The organism is Streptomyces qaidamensis, from assembly GCF_001611795.1.
GTDB classification, from domain to species: Bacteria; Actinomycetota; Actinomycetes; order Streptomycetales; family Streptomycetaceae; genus Streptomyces; species Streptomyces qaidamensis.
Window position 1 is genome coordinate 4,176,197 of record NZ_CP015098.1, and the last position, 14,161, is coordinate 4,190,357.

Annotated in this window: 16 protein-coding genes and 2 pseudogenes; 9 read left to right on the forward strand and 9 right to left on the reverse strand. The window is 69.3% G+C overall.

Annotated features, from left to right (window positions below; translation table 11 throughout):
• The first annotated feature begins 42 nt into the window (after positions 1-42).
• Together A4E84_RS18290 and A4E84_RS18295 are read left to right on the forward strand one after the other, a co-directional pair.
• Complete coding sequence (locus tag A4E84_RS18290; RefSeq protein ID WP_159029591.1) at positions 43-513, forward strand: hypothetical protein; 471 nt, start codon at positions 43-45, stop codon at positions 511-513.
• 280 nt (positions 514-793) lie between these two features.
• The gene (locus A4E84_RS18295) at positions 794-1,072 is read left to right on the forward strand and encodes a DUF6188 family protein (protein WP_213084252.1); all 279 of its coding nucleotides are present in this window, start codon (positions 794-796) and stop codon (positions 1,070-1,072) included.
• Between the two features lie 252 nt (positions 1,073-1,324).
• On the opposite strand, the gene A4E84_RS18300 is transcribed toward A4E84_RS18295, so the two are convergent.
• Complete coding sequence (locus tag A4E84_RS18300; protein ID WP_062927619.1) at positions 1,325-2,041, reverse strand: VOC family protein; 717 nt, start codon at positions 2,039-2,041, stop codon at positions 1,325-1,327.
• A 155-nt stretch (positions 2,042-2,196) separates the two neighbouring features.
• Positions 2,197-2,341, reverse strand: a pseudogene (locus A4E84_RS44575) (IS630 family transposase); the annotation flags it as partial.
• Between the two features lie 209 nt (positions 2,342-2,550).
• On the opposite strand from A4E84_RS44575, the gene A4E84_RS18305 reads away from it, so the two are divergent.
• Both A4E84_RS18305 and A4E84_RS18310 read left to right on the forward strand, forming a co-directional pair.
• A complete protein-coding gene (locus A4E84_RS18305; protein WP_062927620.1) occupies positions 2,551-3,045 on the forward strand; it encodes a MarR family winged helix-turn-helix transcriptional regulator in 495 nt (164 codons plus the stop codon).
• A gap of 182 nt (positions 3,046-3,227) precedes the next feature.
• A complete protein-coding gene (locus A4E84_RS18310; RefSeq protein WP_062927621.1) occupies positions 3,228-4,367 on the forward strand; it encodes an ABC transporter substrate-binding protein in 1,140 nt (379 codons plus the stop codon).
• A 222-nt stretch (positions 4,368-4,589) separates the two neighbouring features.
• Here A4E84_RS18310 and A4E84_RS18315 read toward each other — a convergent pair whose 3' ends face one another.
• On the reverse strand, positions 4,590-4,823 hold the full coding sequence (locus A4E84_RS18315; protein ID WP_062927622.1) for a YozE family protein: 234 nt from the start codon (positions 4,821-4,823) through the stop codon (positions 4,590-4,592).
• A 306-nt stretch (positions 4,824-5,129) separates the two neighbouring features.
• Here A4E84_RS18315 and A4E84_RS40845 point away from each other — a divergent pair.
• Positions 5,130-5,741: pseudogene (locus A4E84_RS40845) on the forward strand (tyrosine-type recombinase/integrase); the annotation flags it as partial.
• Here A4E84_RS40845 and A4E84_RS18320 read toward each other — a convergent pair.
• Positions 5,716-6,477 (reverse strand): phosphoglyceromutase, encoded by a 762-nt coding sequence (locus tag A4E84_RS18320; protein WP_033312308.1) that lies wholly within the window; start codon positions 6,475-6,477, stop codon positions 5,716-5,718. The pseudogene A4E84_RS40845 and the gene A4E84_RS18320 overlap by 26 nt on opposite strands.
• Positions 6,478-6,659: 182 nt before the next feature.
• On the opposite strand from A4E84_RS18320, the gene A4E84_RS18325 reads away from it, so the two are divergent.
• Both A4E84_RS18325 and A4E84_RS18330 read left to right on the forward strand, forming a co-directional pair.
• Positions 6,660-7,964 carry an MDR family MFS transporter gene (locus A4E84_RS18325; protein WP_079129013.1) on the forward strand — a complete coding sequence of 435 codons (1,305 nt, stop codon included), beginning with the start codon at positions 6,660-6,662 and terminating at the stop codon, positions 7,962-7,964.
• On the forward strand, positions 7,961-8,524 hold the full coding sequence (locus tag A4E84_RS18330; RefSeq protein ID WP_062927623.1) for a GNAT family N-acetyltransferase: 564 nt from the start codon (positions 7,961-7,963) through the stop codon (positions 8,522-8,524). The genes A4E84_RS18325 and A4E84_RS18330 overlap by 4 nt, the downstream gene beginning before the upstream one ends.
• Positions 8,525-8,889: 365 nt before the next feature.
• Here the strand turns inward: A4E84_RS18330 and A4E84_RS18335 are convergent, their stop codons facing one another.
• Positions 8,890-9,225, reverse strand: coding sequence for a DUF6233 domain-containing protein (locus tag A4E84_RS18335; RefSeq protein ID WP_062927624.1), 336 nt, complete (start codon positions 9,223-9,225; stop codon positions 8,890-8,892).
• 116 nt (positions 9,226-9,341) lie between these two features.
• Between A4E84_RS18335 and A4E84_RS18340 the strand changes: the two genes are divergently transcribed.
• Positions 9,342-9,761 carry a nuclear transport factor 2 family protein gene (locus A4E84_RS18340; protein ID WP_062927625.1) on the forward strand — a complete coding sequence of 140 codons (420 nt, stop codon included), beginning with the start codon at positions 9,342-9,344 and terminating at the stop codon, positions 9,759-9,761.
• A 130-nt stretch (positions 9,762-9,891) separates the two neighbouring features.
• Here A4E84_RS18340 and A4E84_RS18345 read toward each other — a convergent pair whose 3' ends face one another.
• The gene (locus A4E84_RS18345) at positions 9,892-10,590 is read right to left on the reverse strand and encodes a YqeB family protein (protein ID WP_237304950.1); all 699 of its coding nucleotides are present in this window, start codon (positions 10,588-10,590) and stop codon (positions 9,892-9,894) included.
• A 93-nt stretch (positions 10,591-10,683) separates the two neighbouring features.
• Positions 10,684-11,136 (reverse strand): DUF2000 domain-containing protein, encoded by a 453-nt coding sequence (locus A4E84_RS18350; RefSeq protein ID WP_062927627.1) that lies wholly within the window; start codon positions 11,134-11,136, stop codon positions 10,684-10,686.
• 49 nt (positions 11,137-11,185) lie between these two features.
• On the opposite strand from A4E84_RS18350, the gene A4E84_RS18355 reads away from it, so the two are divergent.
• Complete coding sequence (locus A4E84_RS18355; protein WP_062927628.1) at positions 11,186-11,989, forward strand: helix-turn-helix transcriptional regulator; 804 nt, start codon at positions 11,186-11,188, stop codon at positions 11,987-11,989.
• Between the two features lie 197 nt (positions 11,990-12,186).
• On the opposite strand, the gene A4E84_RS18360 is transcribed toward A4E84_RS18355, so the two are convergent.
• The gene (locus A4E84_RS18360) at positions 12,187-12,696 is read right to left on the reverse strand and encodes a type III secretion system chaperone family protein (RefSeq protein ID WP_062927629.1); all 510 of its coding nucleotides are present in this window, start codon (positions 12,694-12,696) and stop codon (positions 12,187-12,189) included.
• A complete protein-coding gene (mshA, locus tag A4E84_RS18365) occupies positions 12,689-14,026 on the reverse strand; it encodes a D-inositol-3-phosphate glycosyltransferase (RefSeq protein WP_062927630.1) in 1,338 nt (445 codons plus the stop codon). Before mshA ends, A4E84_RS18360 begins: the two co-directional genes overlap by 8 nt.
• Positions 14,027-14,161 lie beyond the last annotated feature (135 nt).

The window sequence follows — 14,161 nt, forward strand, 5'->3', positions numbered from 1 at the left end:
CGCGGCTGCATCGGTTGCGACTACGGAGGAGACCGAATGAGCTTGAGAAGCATCAGAAAACGGGCGACTGCAACGGCCGTGACGATGATCGCCGCAGTGGCCCTCGTTCCGCTGGCGGCGCAGGCACCGGCACAGGCAGCACCGAACGTTGCGACCGGAACGGCCGCCTGGACACCGGAGATCTACCCGCTGTTCTCAGGCGAGTGGGTCAAGCGGGATGTGTCGGGTGACAAGCGGAGGGATGAGCTGATCGACTGCTCCCGGGCATCCGGGATCGCCTGCGTGGCGGTCGGTCAGGGCGACGGCAAACACAGCATCTTCCACTTGTTCAAGTGCGATACGCGGTCGCTCTCGAACTTCATCGACGCGCTCTCCGTCCGCAACAACCAGACCGGCGGAGCCCAGGTCCGTTTCTGGGGTCCCACCTACGCGTACCACGCCCCCGCGGACGGCAACATCTACAACTTCCCGGACCACGCGACGTACGACTTCAATCGCCTCGACATCTGCTGAGGGCGCATCGACCCGGTCACGTTGATCATGGTGCCGGGTCGGAAGCCTTCGCAGTGACGGCGGCTGCGGAGTGACGACTGTCTGACGTACAGGTGGTCGAGGCCTGGCTGCGTCGGCGCGCACCTCATGCCGAGCAGCCGGGACCGGGCTCGGAAAGCTCTCGGCAGGGCACTCAGCCGCAAGATCGAAAATGCCCCCGCCTCGCGCCGTAAGCGCAGGTCGGGGGCATGATCACGGGGTCTACTTCTTCTTGCCCTGGGGGCTTGGTGTCGAGGCCGAGTTGATCCTGGAGACACCATTCCTGCTCCGTGACGCAGCCGGTCATGGGCACGAACTGGAGCCCGGGACGGGCGTCCGCCTTGCCCCCGTGCTCGGCCTCCTCGGCCAATCGGTCGCAGCAGTTGACGTCCAGTATCTCGGCACCTTGACCATCGAGTTCCAGGACGGCACTGGGCTGCGCATCGGACCGGATCCGCACTTCGAGTCCTGGCACTTGACCGGAAGCGGCGTCCACGCCATCACCGTCGGTCCCGGCGGTGAAGAGGATTGGGAAGCCTGAGAGCAGGCCACGTGCGCCCTCAGCTGGGGAAGCTGCGGGCAACCAGACGGCTCGGTCGTGCACGATCCCTTCAAGGTCATCGCCACTGGAACATGACTTGGTAGAGCCAGTCCGACAGCACGAACGCTTGATCGCGCGTGAGCCTGATGGTGATCGCTTCCTCGTTCACGCTCTCAACCTAGTGCTGTGACCGCATGGTCCGCCGGGTCGGTCCAGGCTGCGACCCACCACCGCGCCTGGTCGACGGCCAAGTCACTGCTCAAGGCAGCGAACCAGGAATGTCAGTCCCTCCGGGCTGCTCAACCGCACAACACGACGACCGGTTTTCTCGGACCGCGTGGCCAAGTCATGGCCGTGTTCGTGTGCGCGTACGACGACGCTGTCCAAATCCTCGACGTCGACCGCAAGTTCCCACTGCGGAACGGATGCACTGGGTCCACGTGTAGCGATGAAATCGGCGCAGTTCAGAGGGGTCCCCGTCGTCTTGTCGTAGAAGTGCCGGGCTCTGTCAGGCTGGTCGCACGTCAGGACCATGCGGTGCGGGGCGCCCGCCAAGTGGGACGGGAACTGCCATCCGGTGAAGTTGCGCGGCTGCCACAGCGAGAAGGCAGCACCTACCGGATCGATCAATGTCGCCATGCGCCCCTGATCGCCCGCGTCGAAGGGAGGTACGACAAGACGAGCGCCGTTCACCGTCGCCACTTCGGCGCGACGGTCGACGTTGTCGACTGCCAAGTAGTAGGCAATGTGGGCGGGTGTTCCCGGTGGGTAGACCGGGTTCGCCAGGTCGCTCACGCCACCGATCAGGTGGCCGTCGATGGCTATCCTGGTGGCCTTTCGCCAGTCCTTCTCGTCCAGCGCGAAGCGCCAGCCCAGCGTCTTCGAGAAGAAGGTGGCGGTGCTGGCCAGGTCACGGGTTTTGAGGTCCATCCAGCAGAACTCGTTCAATGAACCCAGACGGGTCGTCATCCTGTGCTCCTTGTCGTCTCGATGCTGGGTATCGAGTGCTCAGACGACTCCGCAAGAGATTTTCGGCTGCGCTGCGTAGCAGGGACGGCAGCAAACCAGTTCCTACCGCACCGATTCGAGCCTTCGCGGGCGTGTCCAGTCTTCGCCGGTCTGGATCAGGCTGCGGCCGTCAGAGGGCGTCCGCCCCAGCGTGCCTTTCTCGCTGCGGATACGGGCGCGTTCCTTGCGCTGTGCAGCCAGGACGTCGGGGTGGCGGGCGTTGGCGTTGCGCCAGCGCAGGTAGCGGTGCAGGGCCCGGGTTCCTGCACACCTACAACCACCATCGCTGCCACACCGCACTCGGCGGCCAGCCACCAATCAGCCGTGTGAACAACGCTGCGGCTCAATACAGCTAGTCGCCGACTCGCCTCATCCAGTACGGATAGCCACCTGAATGCCGGTGCCATCAGGCCTCCCGGAACCCCGTCGGGTCGACGGCCCGCGAAGGAGCTCTCACTAGAGTGCGATCCATGGAACCCCGTTGGCTCTCCCCCGAGGAGCAGCGCGCCTGGCGCGCCTACCGCGACCTCAGCCTGGTCCTGGAGGACGTCCTCGACCAGCAACTGCGACACAAGGCCGACCTCAGCCACCTGTACTACTCGGTGATGGTGTTCCTCTCGGAGGCCCCCGAGCGACGGCTGCGCATGACAGACCTCGCCGAACAGCTGAAGATCGCCCGGACACGGCTCTCCTACACCGTCAGCCGCATGGAGGAGCGCGGCTGGGTGCGCCGCGAGGACGCGCCGGGGGACGGGCGGGCCCAGCTCGCCGTGCTGACGGAGGAGGGGCTGACCGCCCTTGAGGAGGCCGCCCCCAGTCACGTCGCCACCGTTCGGGCTGCCGTCTTCGACCGGCTGACGCCTGAGCAGGCGCGCGCCTTCGGTGAAGCGTGCGAGATCATCCTCACCGGCCTCACGGGCCCGGACCGCCCGGCCTTCCCCGCCGACCTCCCCTGGCGCCGCTGACCTCCTTCCAGAGGCAGAGGCAGAGCCGAGCCCGCCGGACTGCCAGCCTCCCTGGCTACCCTGCATGACCATTCAGGCACTCATCGCATTTTCTTGCAGATCTGCAATACCTGCCCTAGGGTGAAATCAGATGCTTGAAGCATCAAGCTTCCCCTTCTTGCCCCACCACGAAGGAGTCGAGTGTGAAGTCCCCCCACAAGGCATGGGCCGTCGCCGTCGCCCTGGGCGTCCTGGCCGCAAGCGGTGCCACCATCGCCGCCGCCACCCCTTCCCCGAAACCCACCCCCAAGCACACGAGCGAAGAAGACCAACTGCAGAAGCTGTACAAGGAAGCCGTGGCCGAGGACGGCCGCCTGGTCGTCTATGCCGGCGGTGACAAGCCGGGCCAGGCGGACTACCTCAAGGACGCGTTCGTCAAGAAGTTCCCCAAGATGAAGGTCGACATCGTCGTCGACTTCAGCAAGAACCACGACGCCCGCGTCGACAACCAGATCGCCGAGCACCACGTGGTTGCCGACGTCGTCCACCTCCAGACCGTCGACGACTTCCCGCGCTGGAAGAAGGAAGGAGTGCTGCAGAAGTACAAGCCGGTCGGCTGGGACAAGGTCTTCGACCAGATCAAGGACAAGGACGGCTACTACACCGGCCTGTTCTTCTTCGCCTTCTCCAATGTCACGGCCACCAAGCTCGGCGGCGACGCACCCGTCGAGGCCAAGGACTTCCTCAAGCCCGAGTTCAAGAACAAGCTCGTCTTCACCTACCCGAACGACGACGACGCCGTCCTCTACTACTTCAAACAGCTCACCGACAAGTACGGCTTCGACTACCTGAAGAAGCTGCTCGCCCAGAACCCGAAGTTCGTCCGCGGCACCCAGGACTCCGCCGACCTGGTCGGCTCCGATAACTACGTGGCGAGCTTCGGCACAACCGGAGGCACCCCGGGCGTCGCTGAGACCACCCTGCCGAAGAAGTCGCCGTGGGTCGCCTGGCCGCAGACCGGCGCCATCCTCAAGAACGCCCCGCACAAGGCCGCCGCCAAGCTCTACATGAGCTGGCTGCTGTCCAAGGAAGCCCAGCAGAACTCCATCGGCACCTGGAGCGCCCGCACCGACGTCGCCGCGCCGGCGGGCCGCAGGGGCATCTTCGACTACGAGAACATGAACCCGCTCGGTCTCGGCGAGTTCATGAACAACCGCACCGCCCTCGACCGCTACAAGGCCCGCATCAACCTCTATGTCGGCGACGTGAAGGGCGTGAACCCCTCCGACCCGCAGGGCGTGCTCGGCCTGTACCCCGTCAACCAGGACGGCACCCAGGGCTGACGGGCTTTTTCCGCCCCCTCTGCTCCCCACCAGAGGGGGAAGCCATGACCACCCACCCGGCCGCCTGACACTGAGCCAACCCGGCGACCCAATGAGGTCACAGCATCAGCAGACGAGCGGGGACGAAGAAGTGACGGACAGGACCTCGGAGGTTCCAGACAGGTTCCGGGTCCTGGCGCGCTCATGATCTACGGCGGATGAGCCATCCGCCTTCCGGGCCGCTCAGGTATCTGTCTGAGCGGCCCGGTACGCCTCGTACTGAGCCCAGGCGCGTTCGAGGGTCTCGACAGCCGCGTCGATGGCGCCGCGCTCTTCGAGGTAGTCAAACTGGCCCTGCCTTCCCTTGTGTGAGGGCCAGTCAGGGTCAGTGGAGACGTCCCGCGCGAGATCCCCAATGGCATTGCGCTGGTCGGCGTGGGTCTTCAACCATGCGGTGAAGCTCTTCGGCTTGGGCATGTCAGCAGCCTTCCGCCGCCGTGTCCGGGCTAACCCATGGGCCTGGTCCGCTTGTCGCTTGTCTTGTCGCTTGTCGGCTCGCAGGTCAGAGCCTGTTCTGGGCTACCCGCAGTGCGGGTCCCGTCTTGTCACGACAAGCGACAAGCGACAAGGGCATCAACGGTGCCGGCGCCCCCGGGGGAGGAAGGGGCGGCCCGTGGCGTCGAAGCGCGAGAGCAGCAACGCGCCGTGGAAGCGGGATATCAGGAGCTCTCCGATGCAGTCAATGCTCCTCTCCGGAATGTAGTCGAAGCAGATGAGACGGCAGTCAAGCTGAGCCTGAGCAAGGCCGTGTTCGCGCCCCCCAAGGGCGGCAAGCTCCGTGACGTACCTCTGCCCGATCCCGTGGCAGAGGCGCTACAGGAGCACATGAAGCGGTTCCCGCCTGTGGAGATCAAGCTTCCGTGGATGCGAGCGAACGGCCAGCCGGTGACCCGGCGGCTCATCTTCACGGGCCCGAACGGTGGGCACGTCCGGCGTACGTCGCTGAACGAAGACCACTGGAAGCCCGCGCTCGCCAAGGCCAGTGTCATCCCCAAGGCCAAGAGTCGCGAGCACGCCGCCGCCCGTGAGCACGGCATGCACGCCCTGCGTCACTTCTACGCGTACGTGCTCCTGGATGCGGGAGAGAGCATCAAGGTGCTCGCGGAGTACCTCGGGCACTCTGACCCGGGGCTGACGCTGAAGGTGTACGCGCACCTCATGCCGAGCAGCCAGGACCGGGCTCGGAAGGCTCTCGGCAGGGCAGCTCAGGCCACAAGATCACGAGGGCTGAGGTTCCAGGGAGGTTCCAGAGCACGAAAATGCCTCCCACTCGCGCCCTATGCGCAGGTGGGAGGCATGATCACAAACCCTACTTCTTCTTGCCCTGGTTCTTGACCGCCTCGATGGCCGCTGCCGCAGCCTCGGGGTCCAGGTACGTGCCGCCCGGGTTCAGGGGCTTGAAGTCGGCGTCGAGCTCGTAGGAGAGCGGGATGCCCGTGGGGATGTTGAGGCCCGCGATGTCCGCGTCGGAGATGCCGTCCAGGTGCTTGACCAGGGCGCGGAGGGAGTTGCCGTGGGCCGCTACCAGGACCGTGCGGCCGGTCAGCAGGTCGGGGACGATCGCGTCGAACCAGTACGGGAGCATGCGGACGACGACGTCCTTCAGGCACTCCGTGCGCGGGCGCAGCTCCGGCGGGAGGGTCGCGTAGCGCGCGTCGGAGAACTGGGAGTACTCGGCGTCGACGTCGAGCGGCGGGGGCGGGGTGTCGTAGGACCGGCGCCACAGCATGAACTGCTCCTCGCCGAACTCGGCGAGCGTCTGGGCCTTGTCCTTGCCCTGCAGGGCGCCGTAGTGGCGCTCGTTCAGGCGCCACGAGCGGTGGACCGGGATCCAGTGGCGGTCCGCGGACTCCAGCGCGAGCTGGGCCGTGCGGATCGCGCGCTTCTGGAGGGACGTGTGGACCACGTCGGGGAGGAGATCGGCGTCCTTCAGGAGCTCGCCACCGCGGACTGCCTCCTTCTCGCCCTTCTCGTTGAGATTGACGTCCACCCAGCCGGTGAACAGGTTCTTCGCGTTCCACTCGCTCTCGCCGTGGCGGAGGAGGATCAGCTTGTACGGTGCGTCGGCCATGCCTCAGAGCGTAATCCACGCTTTCGCCCGTTCGCGTGGCTGCCCGGCAGGCGGACGTTTGACTGGATCTGTTAATTGAGTGGCCCCCGTCAACCGGCGGCTTGTAATTTGCGCTTGCCATCAGCGCTGCTTACAAGCGCGGCTGACAGCGCAGCCGACACGTGTCGCCTCCGGGGGGATCCATGCCGTACGTCCTGCGTGCCCGACGTGCCGTCCGGGAGACGGTCTCGGGTCTGCCCCGCGAGTTCTGGTGGCTGTGGACCAGCACGCTGGTCAACCGGCTCGGTGCCTTCGTCGCCACCTTCATGGCGCTGTACCTGACCCTCGACCGCGGCTACTCCGCCACGTACGCCGGTCTGGTCGCCGCCCTGCACGGGCTCGGCGGGGTGCTCTCCTCGCTGGGCGGCGGGGTGATGGCGGACCGGCTGGGCCGGCGGCCGACGCTGCTGATCGCGCAGGCCTCGACCGCCGTGTCCGTGGCCCTGCTGGGATTCGTGCACGACCCGGTCGCGATCGCCGGTGTCGCCTTCCTCGTCGGCATGGCGAGCAACGCCTCGCGGCCCGCCGTGCAGGCGATGATGGCGGACATCGTCCGGCCCGAGGACCGGATCCGTGCCTTCTCCCTCAACTACTGGGCCATCAACCTCGGCTTCGCCGTCTCCTCCATGGCCGCCGGGTTCATCGCGGAGGTCAGCTACCGCGCCGGGTTCCTGATCGAGGCGGGGATGACGATGGCCTGCGCGATCCTCGTCTTCCTGCGGCTGCCGGAGTCCAAGCCCGCAGAGCCGGCGGTCTCGACTGCCGTGCCGGCGGACTCCGTGAGCCTGGGCACCGTCCTGCGCGACGGGCGGTTCATGAGCGTCGTCGGGCTGTCCTTCCTGGTCGCGCTGATCTTCCAGCAGGGGTCGGTGGGACTGCCGGTGGCGATGGGCGAGGCCGGTTTCTCCCCGGCCGAGTACGGCATGGCGATCGCCGTGAACGGCGCGCTGATCGTCGTCCTCCAGATCCCCGTCACCCGCTTCATCGAGCACCGGGACCCCCGCCGGCTGCTGGTCGTCTCGTCCCTCCTCGCGGGGTACGGCTTCGCCCTCACCGCCTTCGCGGGGTCCGTGGGGGTCATCGCGCTCACGGTGTGCGTGTGGACCCTGGCGGAGATCGTCAACGCGCCCACGCAGACGGGCCTCGTCGTACGGCTGTCCCCGGTGCACGGGCGCGGGCGCTACCAGGGCATGTACACGATGTCCTGGTCCGTGGCCGCCCTCGTCGCGCCGCTGCTGTCCGGGTTCGTCATCGACCGGTTCGGGGCGGAGTGGCTGTGGGGGTCCTGCGCGGTGCTCGGGACGGCGGCCGGGGCGGGGTACGCCGCGCTGATGCGGCGGGTCGCGGAGGACGGGGAGAAGGCTGAGGCGGGGACGGAGGCGGCGGACGGGCTCCGGGCGCTGCCTGCCGGGCCCGGCAGGGACACGCGAAGGAGCCGGACACTGTGACCACGCGGCACCCCGAGCGCCACACCGCACGCCTGCGGCTGCGTCAGTGGAGCGAGGCGGACCTGGACGTGCTCGCGGAGATGGACGCGGACCCGGACGTCATGCGGTACATCGGTGACGGCTCGCCCGGCACCCGTGAGCGGACCGCCGCGGCCCTGGCCCGGATGCGCGCGGTCTGGGACGAGCGCGGCTACGGCCTGTTCGCCGCCGAGGAGAGGGTGACCGGCGAGCTGGTGGGCTGGGTGGGGCTGGCCGTTCCGGCCTTCCTCCCGGAAGTCATGCCGGCGGTGGAGATCGGATGGCGGCTGCGGCGCCGGTCCTGGGGCCGGGGCTACGCCACGGAAGCCGCACGCGAGGTCCTGGCGTTCGCTTTCGGCGAGGCGGAAGCGGGCGCCGGCCTGGAACGCGTCGTCAGCATCTGCCACGTCGACAACCACGCCTCGCTCCGCGTCATGACCAAGCTCGGAATGACGTACGACCGCACCACGCGCGTCCCCGCCCATGGGCAGCCGGTCCGGGTCATGGCGATCACGCGGGAGGAGTACCACTCCTCGGCGTGACGGCGGCGCGGCGGCCCGCCGAGGCGACGCGTGACCTCATGGCCGTCCCTCGCGTCCGCAGCGACGTGGCGCGCGGCCGGCGCTGGCAGGTCTCCTCCTGGCCATCGACGAAGCCCGGTCGTCGGTTGGGTCCCGGACGACTTCTCCGGGCCGCCCCCTGACAGGCCGGGGATGCAACCATTCCCTGCGGAGCTGGAACCCCCGGAAGCCGGCCGCGCGCTCGCGACCATAGCGCCGGGCACTGACAGCGATAGGAGCATCAACAGGGCACCGGTCACGGGGCACACGGCACCGGTCACGGGGCACACGGCACCGGTCACGGGGCACACGGCTCCGGCCTCTCACCCCGCCCGAGCACGGCCGCCCTACCCGTCCACGAAGCCGAGCTCCGTGTCCGGCCGGCACTGCGGGCAGGACGTGATCCCCTCGGCGAGGGCGCGCCGGGCGCGGTCGCGGTCGACGCCCTTGCTGCGCCGGCCCGCGTTCCAGCAGCCGCCGACGTGGACGTACACCGCCTCCTGCCCGGACAGGCCGCGTTCGATCAGCCAGTCCGGCGCGGGCGGCCGGGACAGGAGACCGTGCCGGCGTTCGGCCTGGCGGCGCTCCTCGTCCGCGATCCACCGGCGGGTGCGTGCCAGGTCGCGTTCCTGCACGCGCTCCAGGAAGCGGAGCAGCGCGAGCCGCGACTCTGGATCGTTCATGCGTTCGATTCTAGGTTCGCCGTCGCCTCCGGCCCACCCCGGACCACCACCGGCGGCGGCACCCATTACCTCCGACGTCATCGACGCTCCGCCGCCGTCCCGGCAGGCTGGGCCCCATGACATCCACTGACATCGCCGAAGCCACCCGCCTCACCGTTCAGAAGTTCCTCGGACTCCGGCTCGCCGGTGACACCGAGGGGCTCACCGCGCTCTTCGCCGACGAGGTCGACTGGGTGCTCGCCGACAACCCCGGCGTCCCTTGGATCCGGCCTCGGTCCACCGCCGCCGAATGTGCGGCACAGGCCGATGAGCTGGCCCGGTACACCGTCCCGGAGGACGCTCGCGCGTCCGTGGACACCGTCCTCGTCGACGGGACCGACGCCGTGCTGATGGGGCAGGTCTCCGGGACCGTCCGGGCGACCGGGAAGTCCTTCTCGGGGCCGTTCGCGCTGCGGCTCACCGTCGAGGACGGGCGGATCACCCGGCACCACCTCTACGAGAACAGCCTGTCGATCGCCGAGGCCTGCGCCCCCTGACCGGGCTCTGTCGCTGAGCCGGGACGTTGGTGGAGCCGGGGCGCCGGAGAGGCCCGAGGGGGCGTCAGGCCGGACGGCCGCCAAGGGGTCCAGCCAGCGGTGGCGGCGGCGCGGACCCACGCCGTGCACCTCAGTCCCGTCGCACCAGCCGCCAGTACTGCCGCTTCTCCTCGTCCCGTACGACCACGCCCAGCCGCAGCAGTTCACCCCGCAACTCCCGGGCGTCCTTGGCGTCGTCCTCGTGTTTGCGGGCCTGCGCACGAGCCCGCAGCAGGGCGTCCGCGCCCGGGGGAAGGCCGGGGGTGCCGGGGACCCAGCGGCGGAACTCGGTTCGGTACGGGTCCTCCTCCGCCCACTCGTATCCGTGTTCCGCGAGGGCGTCCGCGAGGCGTTGCCAGGGCAGGCCGCAGTGCTCCCTCGCCCGTTCCATGCCGTCCGGGCCGAGCAGGACGAGCTGCTTGCCGTCCCGGAACAGCACGGAGATCTCCTCGCGGGGGAACTCCTGGGAGCCGTCCCTGATGGTCAGGGTCACCTGGGTGCCGGAGATGCCGACCGACAGCGACTCGTGCACCGCCGTGAAGCCGAGCAGCAGGCCGCCGAAGACGCCCACCGCGATCGTGCCGAGGGTGAGGGCGGGTTCCGGGACCGAGGTCAGCAGTTCGGCCGGGCCTTCGAGCGGCGCCCACGGCAGGGTGAGCAGCCAGCGGGCGAGAAGCGGGAGCAGGGCGCCGGCCACGGCACCGCAGGCGACGCAGAAGAGCACGACGGCCCAGGCCGATTCGGCGAGTTCCGTCGCCTCGCCCGCCCGCGGCCGGGGGCTCTTGCCCATGGGAACGTTCCTGGCTTCCTCCATGCAGCCAGTCTCTTCAGCGGCCGTCCGCCCCGTCATCAACCGTTGGTCTACGGGCCTTCGACTTTGGTTTCAGGGATGCATCCGCGCCCCCTTGACCACCTTGTCCACCGCGTTCTTCGGGCCGTGGACCGCGAGGCCGACCAGGTCCAGATCCGCCGTCGGCACCGCCCGCACGGCCGCGCGGTTGTCGCGGTCGTTGCCCGTGGCGAAGAGGTCGGAGGTGAAGACCGCGCGGGGCAGGGCGCGCGTCAGAGCCCGGGTGTGAGCCGTGGCCAGGGTTTCCTTGGTGGCCTCGAAGACCATGACCGGCTGGCGGAACATGGGGAGGTAGGGCACGCCGTCCGCGTCCTCGTACGGTTCGCCGATCACCTCGGGAAGCTGCGTTCCCAGGCCGCTGACCAGGAACGACGTCACGTTGAGGCGCTGCCAGGTTTCCAGGTCGGCGCGCAGCAGCACGGCGATCTTCGTGTCGAAGCGGACCGGCTCCGGCCCAGTGGGTTCGGGTTCGGTACTCGTGTTCATGATCCGAGCGTGCCGGGCAGTCCCCGTCGCGGTCTTGTACGTTCTTTGCATGGCCTCCCAGCCCGCCCGGATCGTCTCCGCCTGGCGGCCCGCCGTCCCGGGTGTCGTCGAGGTCTTCCACGCGCGGTTCACCGAGTACGCGTATCCGATGCACGTCCACGACGCCTGGACGCTGCTGATCGTCGACACCGGCGCCGTGCGGTACGACCTCGACCGGCACGAGCACGGCACCCCGCACGACACCGTGTCGCTGCTGCCGCCGCACGTGCCGCACAACGGCTCCCCCGTCACCGCTGAGGGCTTCCGCAAGCGGGTGCTGTACCTCGACGCGACGCACCTCGGCGACGAGTTCATCGGGGCTGCCGTCGACCGGCCCGATCTGCGCGATCCGCTGCTGCGGCGGCGCGTGGGGCAGTTGCACGGCACACTGGGGCGGCCCGGTGAGGAACTGGAGGCCGAGAGCAGGCTGTTGTTCGTCGGGGAGCGGTTGCGCGGGCATCTGCGGGGCGACGCCGCTTCCCTCCGGCCCACCGATCCCGTACTCGCGCGGCGGCTGCGCGAGTTGCTGGACGAGCGGATCGTCGAGGGCGTCGTCCTGCGGGAGGCCGCCGGGCTGCTCGGCGCCCATCCGGCCCATCTGGTCCGGGCGTTCAGCACCGCCTACGGCATCGCACCGCACCAGTACCTGACGTCCCTGCGCGTGGGGCGCGCCCGGCGGCTGCTCCTGGAGGGCCGCTCACCGGGCGATGCGGCGGTGGCGGCCGGGTTCTACGACCAGTCACACCTCACCCGGCACTTCCGCAAGCTGGTGGGTGTGCCGCCGGGGCGTTACCGCGCAGGCGGCAAGGGTTAGGCCCCTTCTGATGGATCTCCGCGGGAGAAGGAGCGGCGTTCGGTACGTGCTCTCGGCGTGCCGCGTGGAAGCCCTCGATGGGGGTCCCCCCGCTCGAACGAAGCCGAGAGTGGGGGAGGAGCTACCTGGGCCTTCGCGCGGTGCGGCGAGAGTGCGTGCCGGGCGTCGCGACGCCGCGGAGTTCCATCAGAAGGGGCCTAGCGCTCGGGGCGCTGCGTGAGGTGGGCGAACGCGTCCAGGTTGCGCGTGGGCTCCCCCCGCGACACCCGCCACTCGTACTCCTTGCGGATCGCCGAGGCGAAGCCCAGCTCCAGCAGGGTGTTGAAGGCGCCGTCGGACGCCTCCAGGACCTGGCCGAGCAGCCGGTCGAGCTCGTCGGCGGTGACGGCGGACAGGGAGAGGCGGCCGGTGAGGTAGACGTCGCCGTGCTGGTCGACGGCGTAACTCACGCCGTAGAGCTTGAGGTTGCGTTCCAGGAGCCAGCGGTGGACGCCCTGTTCGTTCTCGTCGGGGTGGCGGATGACGAAGGCGTTCAGCGACAGGGAGTGGCGGCCGACGATCAGGGAGACCGTCGTCTTCAGCTTGCGGGTGCCGGGGAGCTGTGCGACGTAGGTGCCGGGCTGGGGGCTCTCCCACTCCAGTTCGGCGTCCTTCAGCGCTCCCTCGATGACCTGGGCCGCGCGCTGTTCCTGATCGGTTTCACCCATGCAGCGAGCGTACGCGACGGCGGTGGGCCTGCATCGCGGCCGTGTAGACGTCCGCCGTGGCGGCGGCCGCCGTGTCCCAGCCGAAGGACTGGGCGTGCCGGGCGGCCTGTTCGCCGAGCCGGGGCACCAGTTGCGGGTCGTCGGCGAAGTCGCCCAGCACGCGCGCGTACTCGGCCGGGTCGTGGCCCCGGACGAGGAAGCCGGTGTGTCCGTCGCGCACGGCGACCGGCAGGCCGCCGACCGACGCCGCGAGCACCGGGGTGCCGGCCGCCTGCGCCTCTATGGCGACCAGGCCGAAGGACTCGCTGTAGGAGGGCATGACCAGCACGGAGGCGGCGCGGAACCAGTCCGCCAGCTGCTCCTGGCCGACGGGCGGGCGGAACCGTACGACGTCGGCGATGCCCAGGCGTGCGGCGAGCTTCTGCAGGCCCTCGGGCTTGGCGAGGCCGCTGCCGGAGGGGCCGCCGACGACGGGCACGAGGATGCGCGAGCGCAGTTCGGGACGCCGGTCGAGGAGGACGGCGACGGCGCGCAGCAGCACGTCCGGCGCCTTCAGGGGCTGGATGCGGCCCGCGAAGAGGGGGATCAGCGCGTCCTGGGGCAGGCCGAGACGGGCCCGGGCGGCGGCGCGGCCGTCGGCGGGCGAGAAGCGGCTGAGGTTCACGCCGGGGTGGACCACGGCGACCTTGTCGGTCTCGGCCGCGTAGTGCCGGACGAGTTCGTCGGCCTCTTCGGTGGTGTTGGCGATGAGCCGGTCGGCGGCGGCGACGATCTGGGTCTCGCCGATGACGCGGGCGGCGGGTTCTGGGGTGTCGCCGTCGGCCAGGTTGGCGTTCTTGACCTTGGCCATGGTGTGCATGGCGTGCACCAGGGGGACGCCCCAGCGCTGGGCGGCGAGCCATCCGACGTGGCCGGAGAGCCAGTAGTGGGAGTGGACCAGGTCGTAGTGGCCCGGGCGCTGGTGGGCCCACGCCTGCATGACGCCGTGGGTGAAGGCGCACAGCTGGGCGGGGAGGTCCTCCTTGTTGAGGCCCTCGTAGGGACCGGCGTCGACGTGCCGGACGAGGACGCCGGGGGCCAGCTCGACGGCCGGGGGGAGGGCCGCCGCGGTCGCGCGCGTGAAGATCTCGACCTCGACGCCGTGCGCTGCGAGGCGCTGGGCGAGCTCCACGATGTAGACGTTCATGCCGCCGGCGTCGCCGGTGCCCGGCTGGTGGAGCGGGGAGGTGTGCACGGAGAGCATGGCGACGCGGCGGGGCTTGCGGTGCAGCCGGAGACGCGTGGGTGACGACGCGGAGAGCCGGCCGAGCCTGCCGATGTACTGGCTCACGTGGCGTTCCTCCTCGCTCGGGGCATGCCTTCCGCAGGGCGCACGCTGCCCTCCGACGGAGTCCAACACCGGAAGCAGGTGCTCCATTTCCCGATTCGGCAGTTTTACCGAATCATTACCGCTTGTCGCTCAACC

Excerpts from the sequence above, each read along its gene's own strand:
- A4E84_RS18300 (WP_062927619.1), bottom strand. The coding sequence starts at position 2,041 with ATGACGACCCGTCTGGGTTCATTGAACGAGTTCTGCTGGATGGACCTC.
- A4E84_RS18305 (WP_062927620.1), top strand. The coding sequence starts at position 2,551 with ATGGAACCCCGTTGGCTCTCCCCCGAGGAGCAGCGCGCCTGGCGCGCC.
- A4E84_RS18315 (WP_062927622.1), bottom strand. The coding sequence starts at position 4,823 with ATGCCCAAGCCGAAGAGCTTCACCGCATGGTTGAAGACCCACGCCGAC.
- A4E84_RS18320 (WP_033312308.1), bottom strand. The coding sequence starts at position 6,477 with ATGGCCGACGCACCGTACAAGCTGATCCTCCTCCGCCACGGCGAGAGC.
- A4E84_RS18325 (WP_079129013.1), top strand. The coding sequence starts at position 6,660 with ATGCCGTACGTCCTGCGTGCCCGACGTGCCGTCCGGGAGACGGTCTCG.
- A4E84_RS18335 (WP_062927624.1), bottom strand. The coding sequence starts at position 9,225 with ATGAACGATCCAGAGTCGCGGCTCGCGCTGCTCCGCTTCCTGGAGCGC.
- A4E84_RS18340 (WP_062927625.1), top strand. The coding sequence starts at position 9,342 with ATGACATCCACTGACATCGCCGAAGCCACCCGCCTCACCGTTCAGAAG.
- A4E84_RS18345 (WP_237304950.1), bottom strand. The coding sequence starts at position 10,590 with ATGGGCAAGAGCCCCCGGCCGCGGGCGGGCGAGGCGACGGAACTCGCC.
- A4E84_RS18350 (WP_062927627.1), bottom strand. The coding sequence starts at position 11,136 with ATGAACACGAGTACCGAACCCGAACCCACTGGGCCGGAGCCGGTCCGC.
- A4E84_RS18355 (WP_062927628.1), top strand. The coding sequence starts at position 11,186 with ATGGCCTCCCAGCCCGCCCGGATCGTCTCCGCCTGGCGGCCCGCCGTC.
- A4E84_RS18360 (WP_062927629.1), bottom strand. The coding sequence starts at position 12,696 with ATGGGTGAAACCGATCAGGAACAGCGCGCGGCCCAGGTCATCGAGGGA.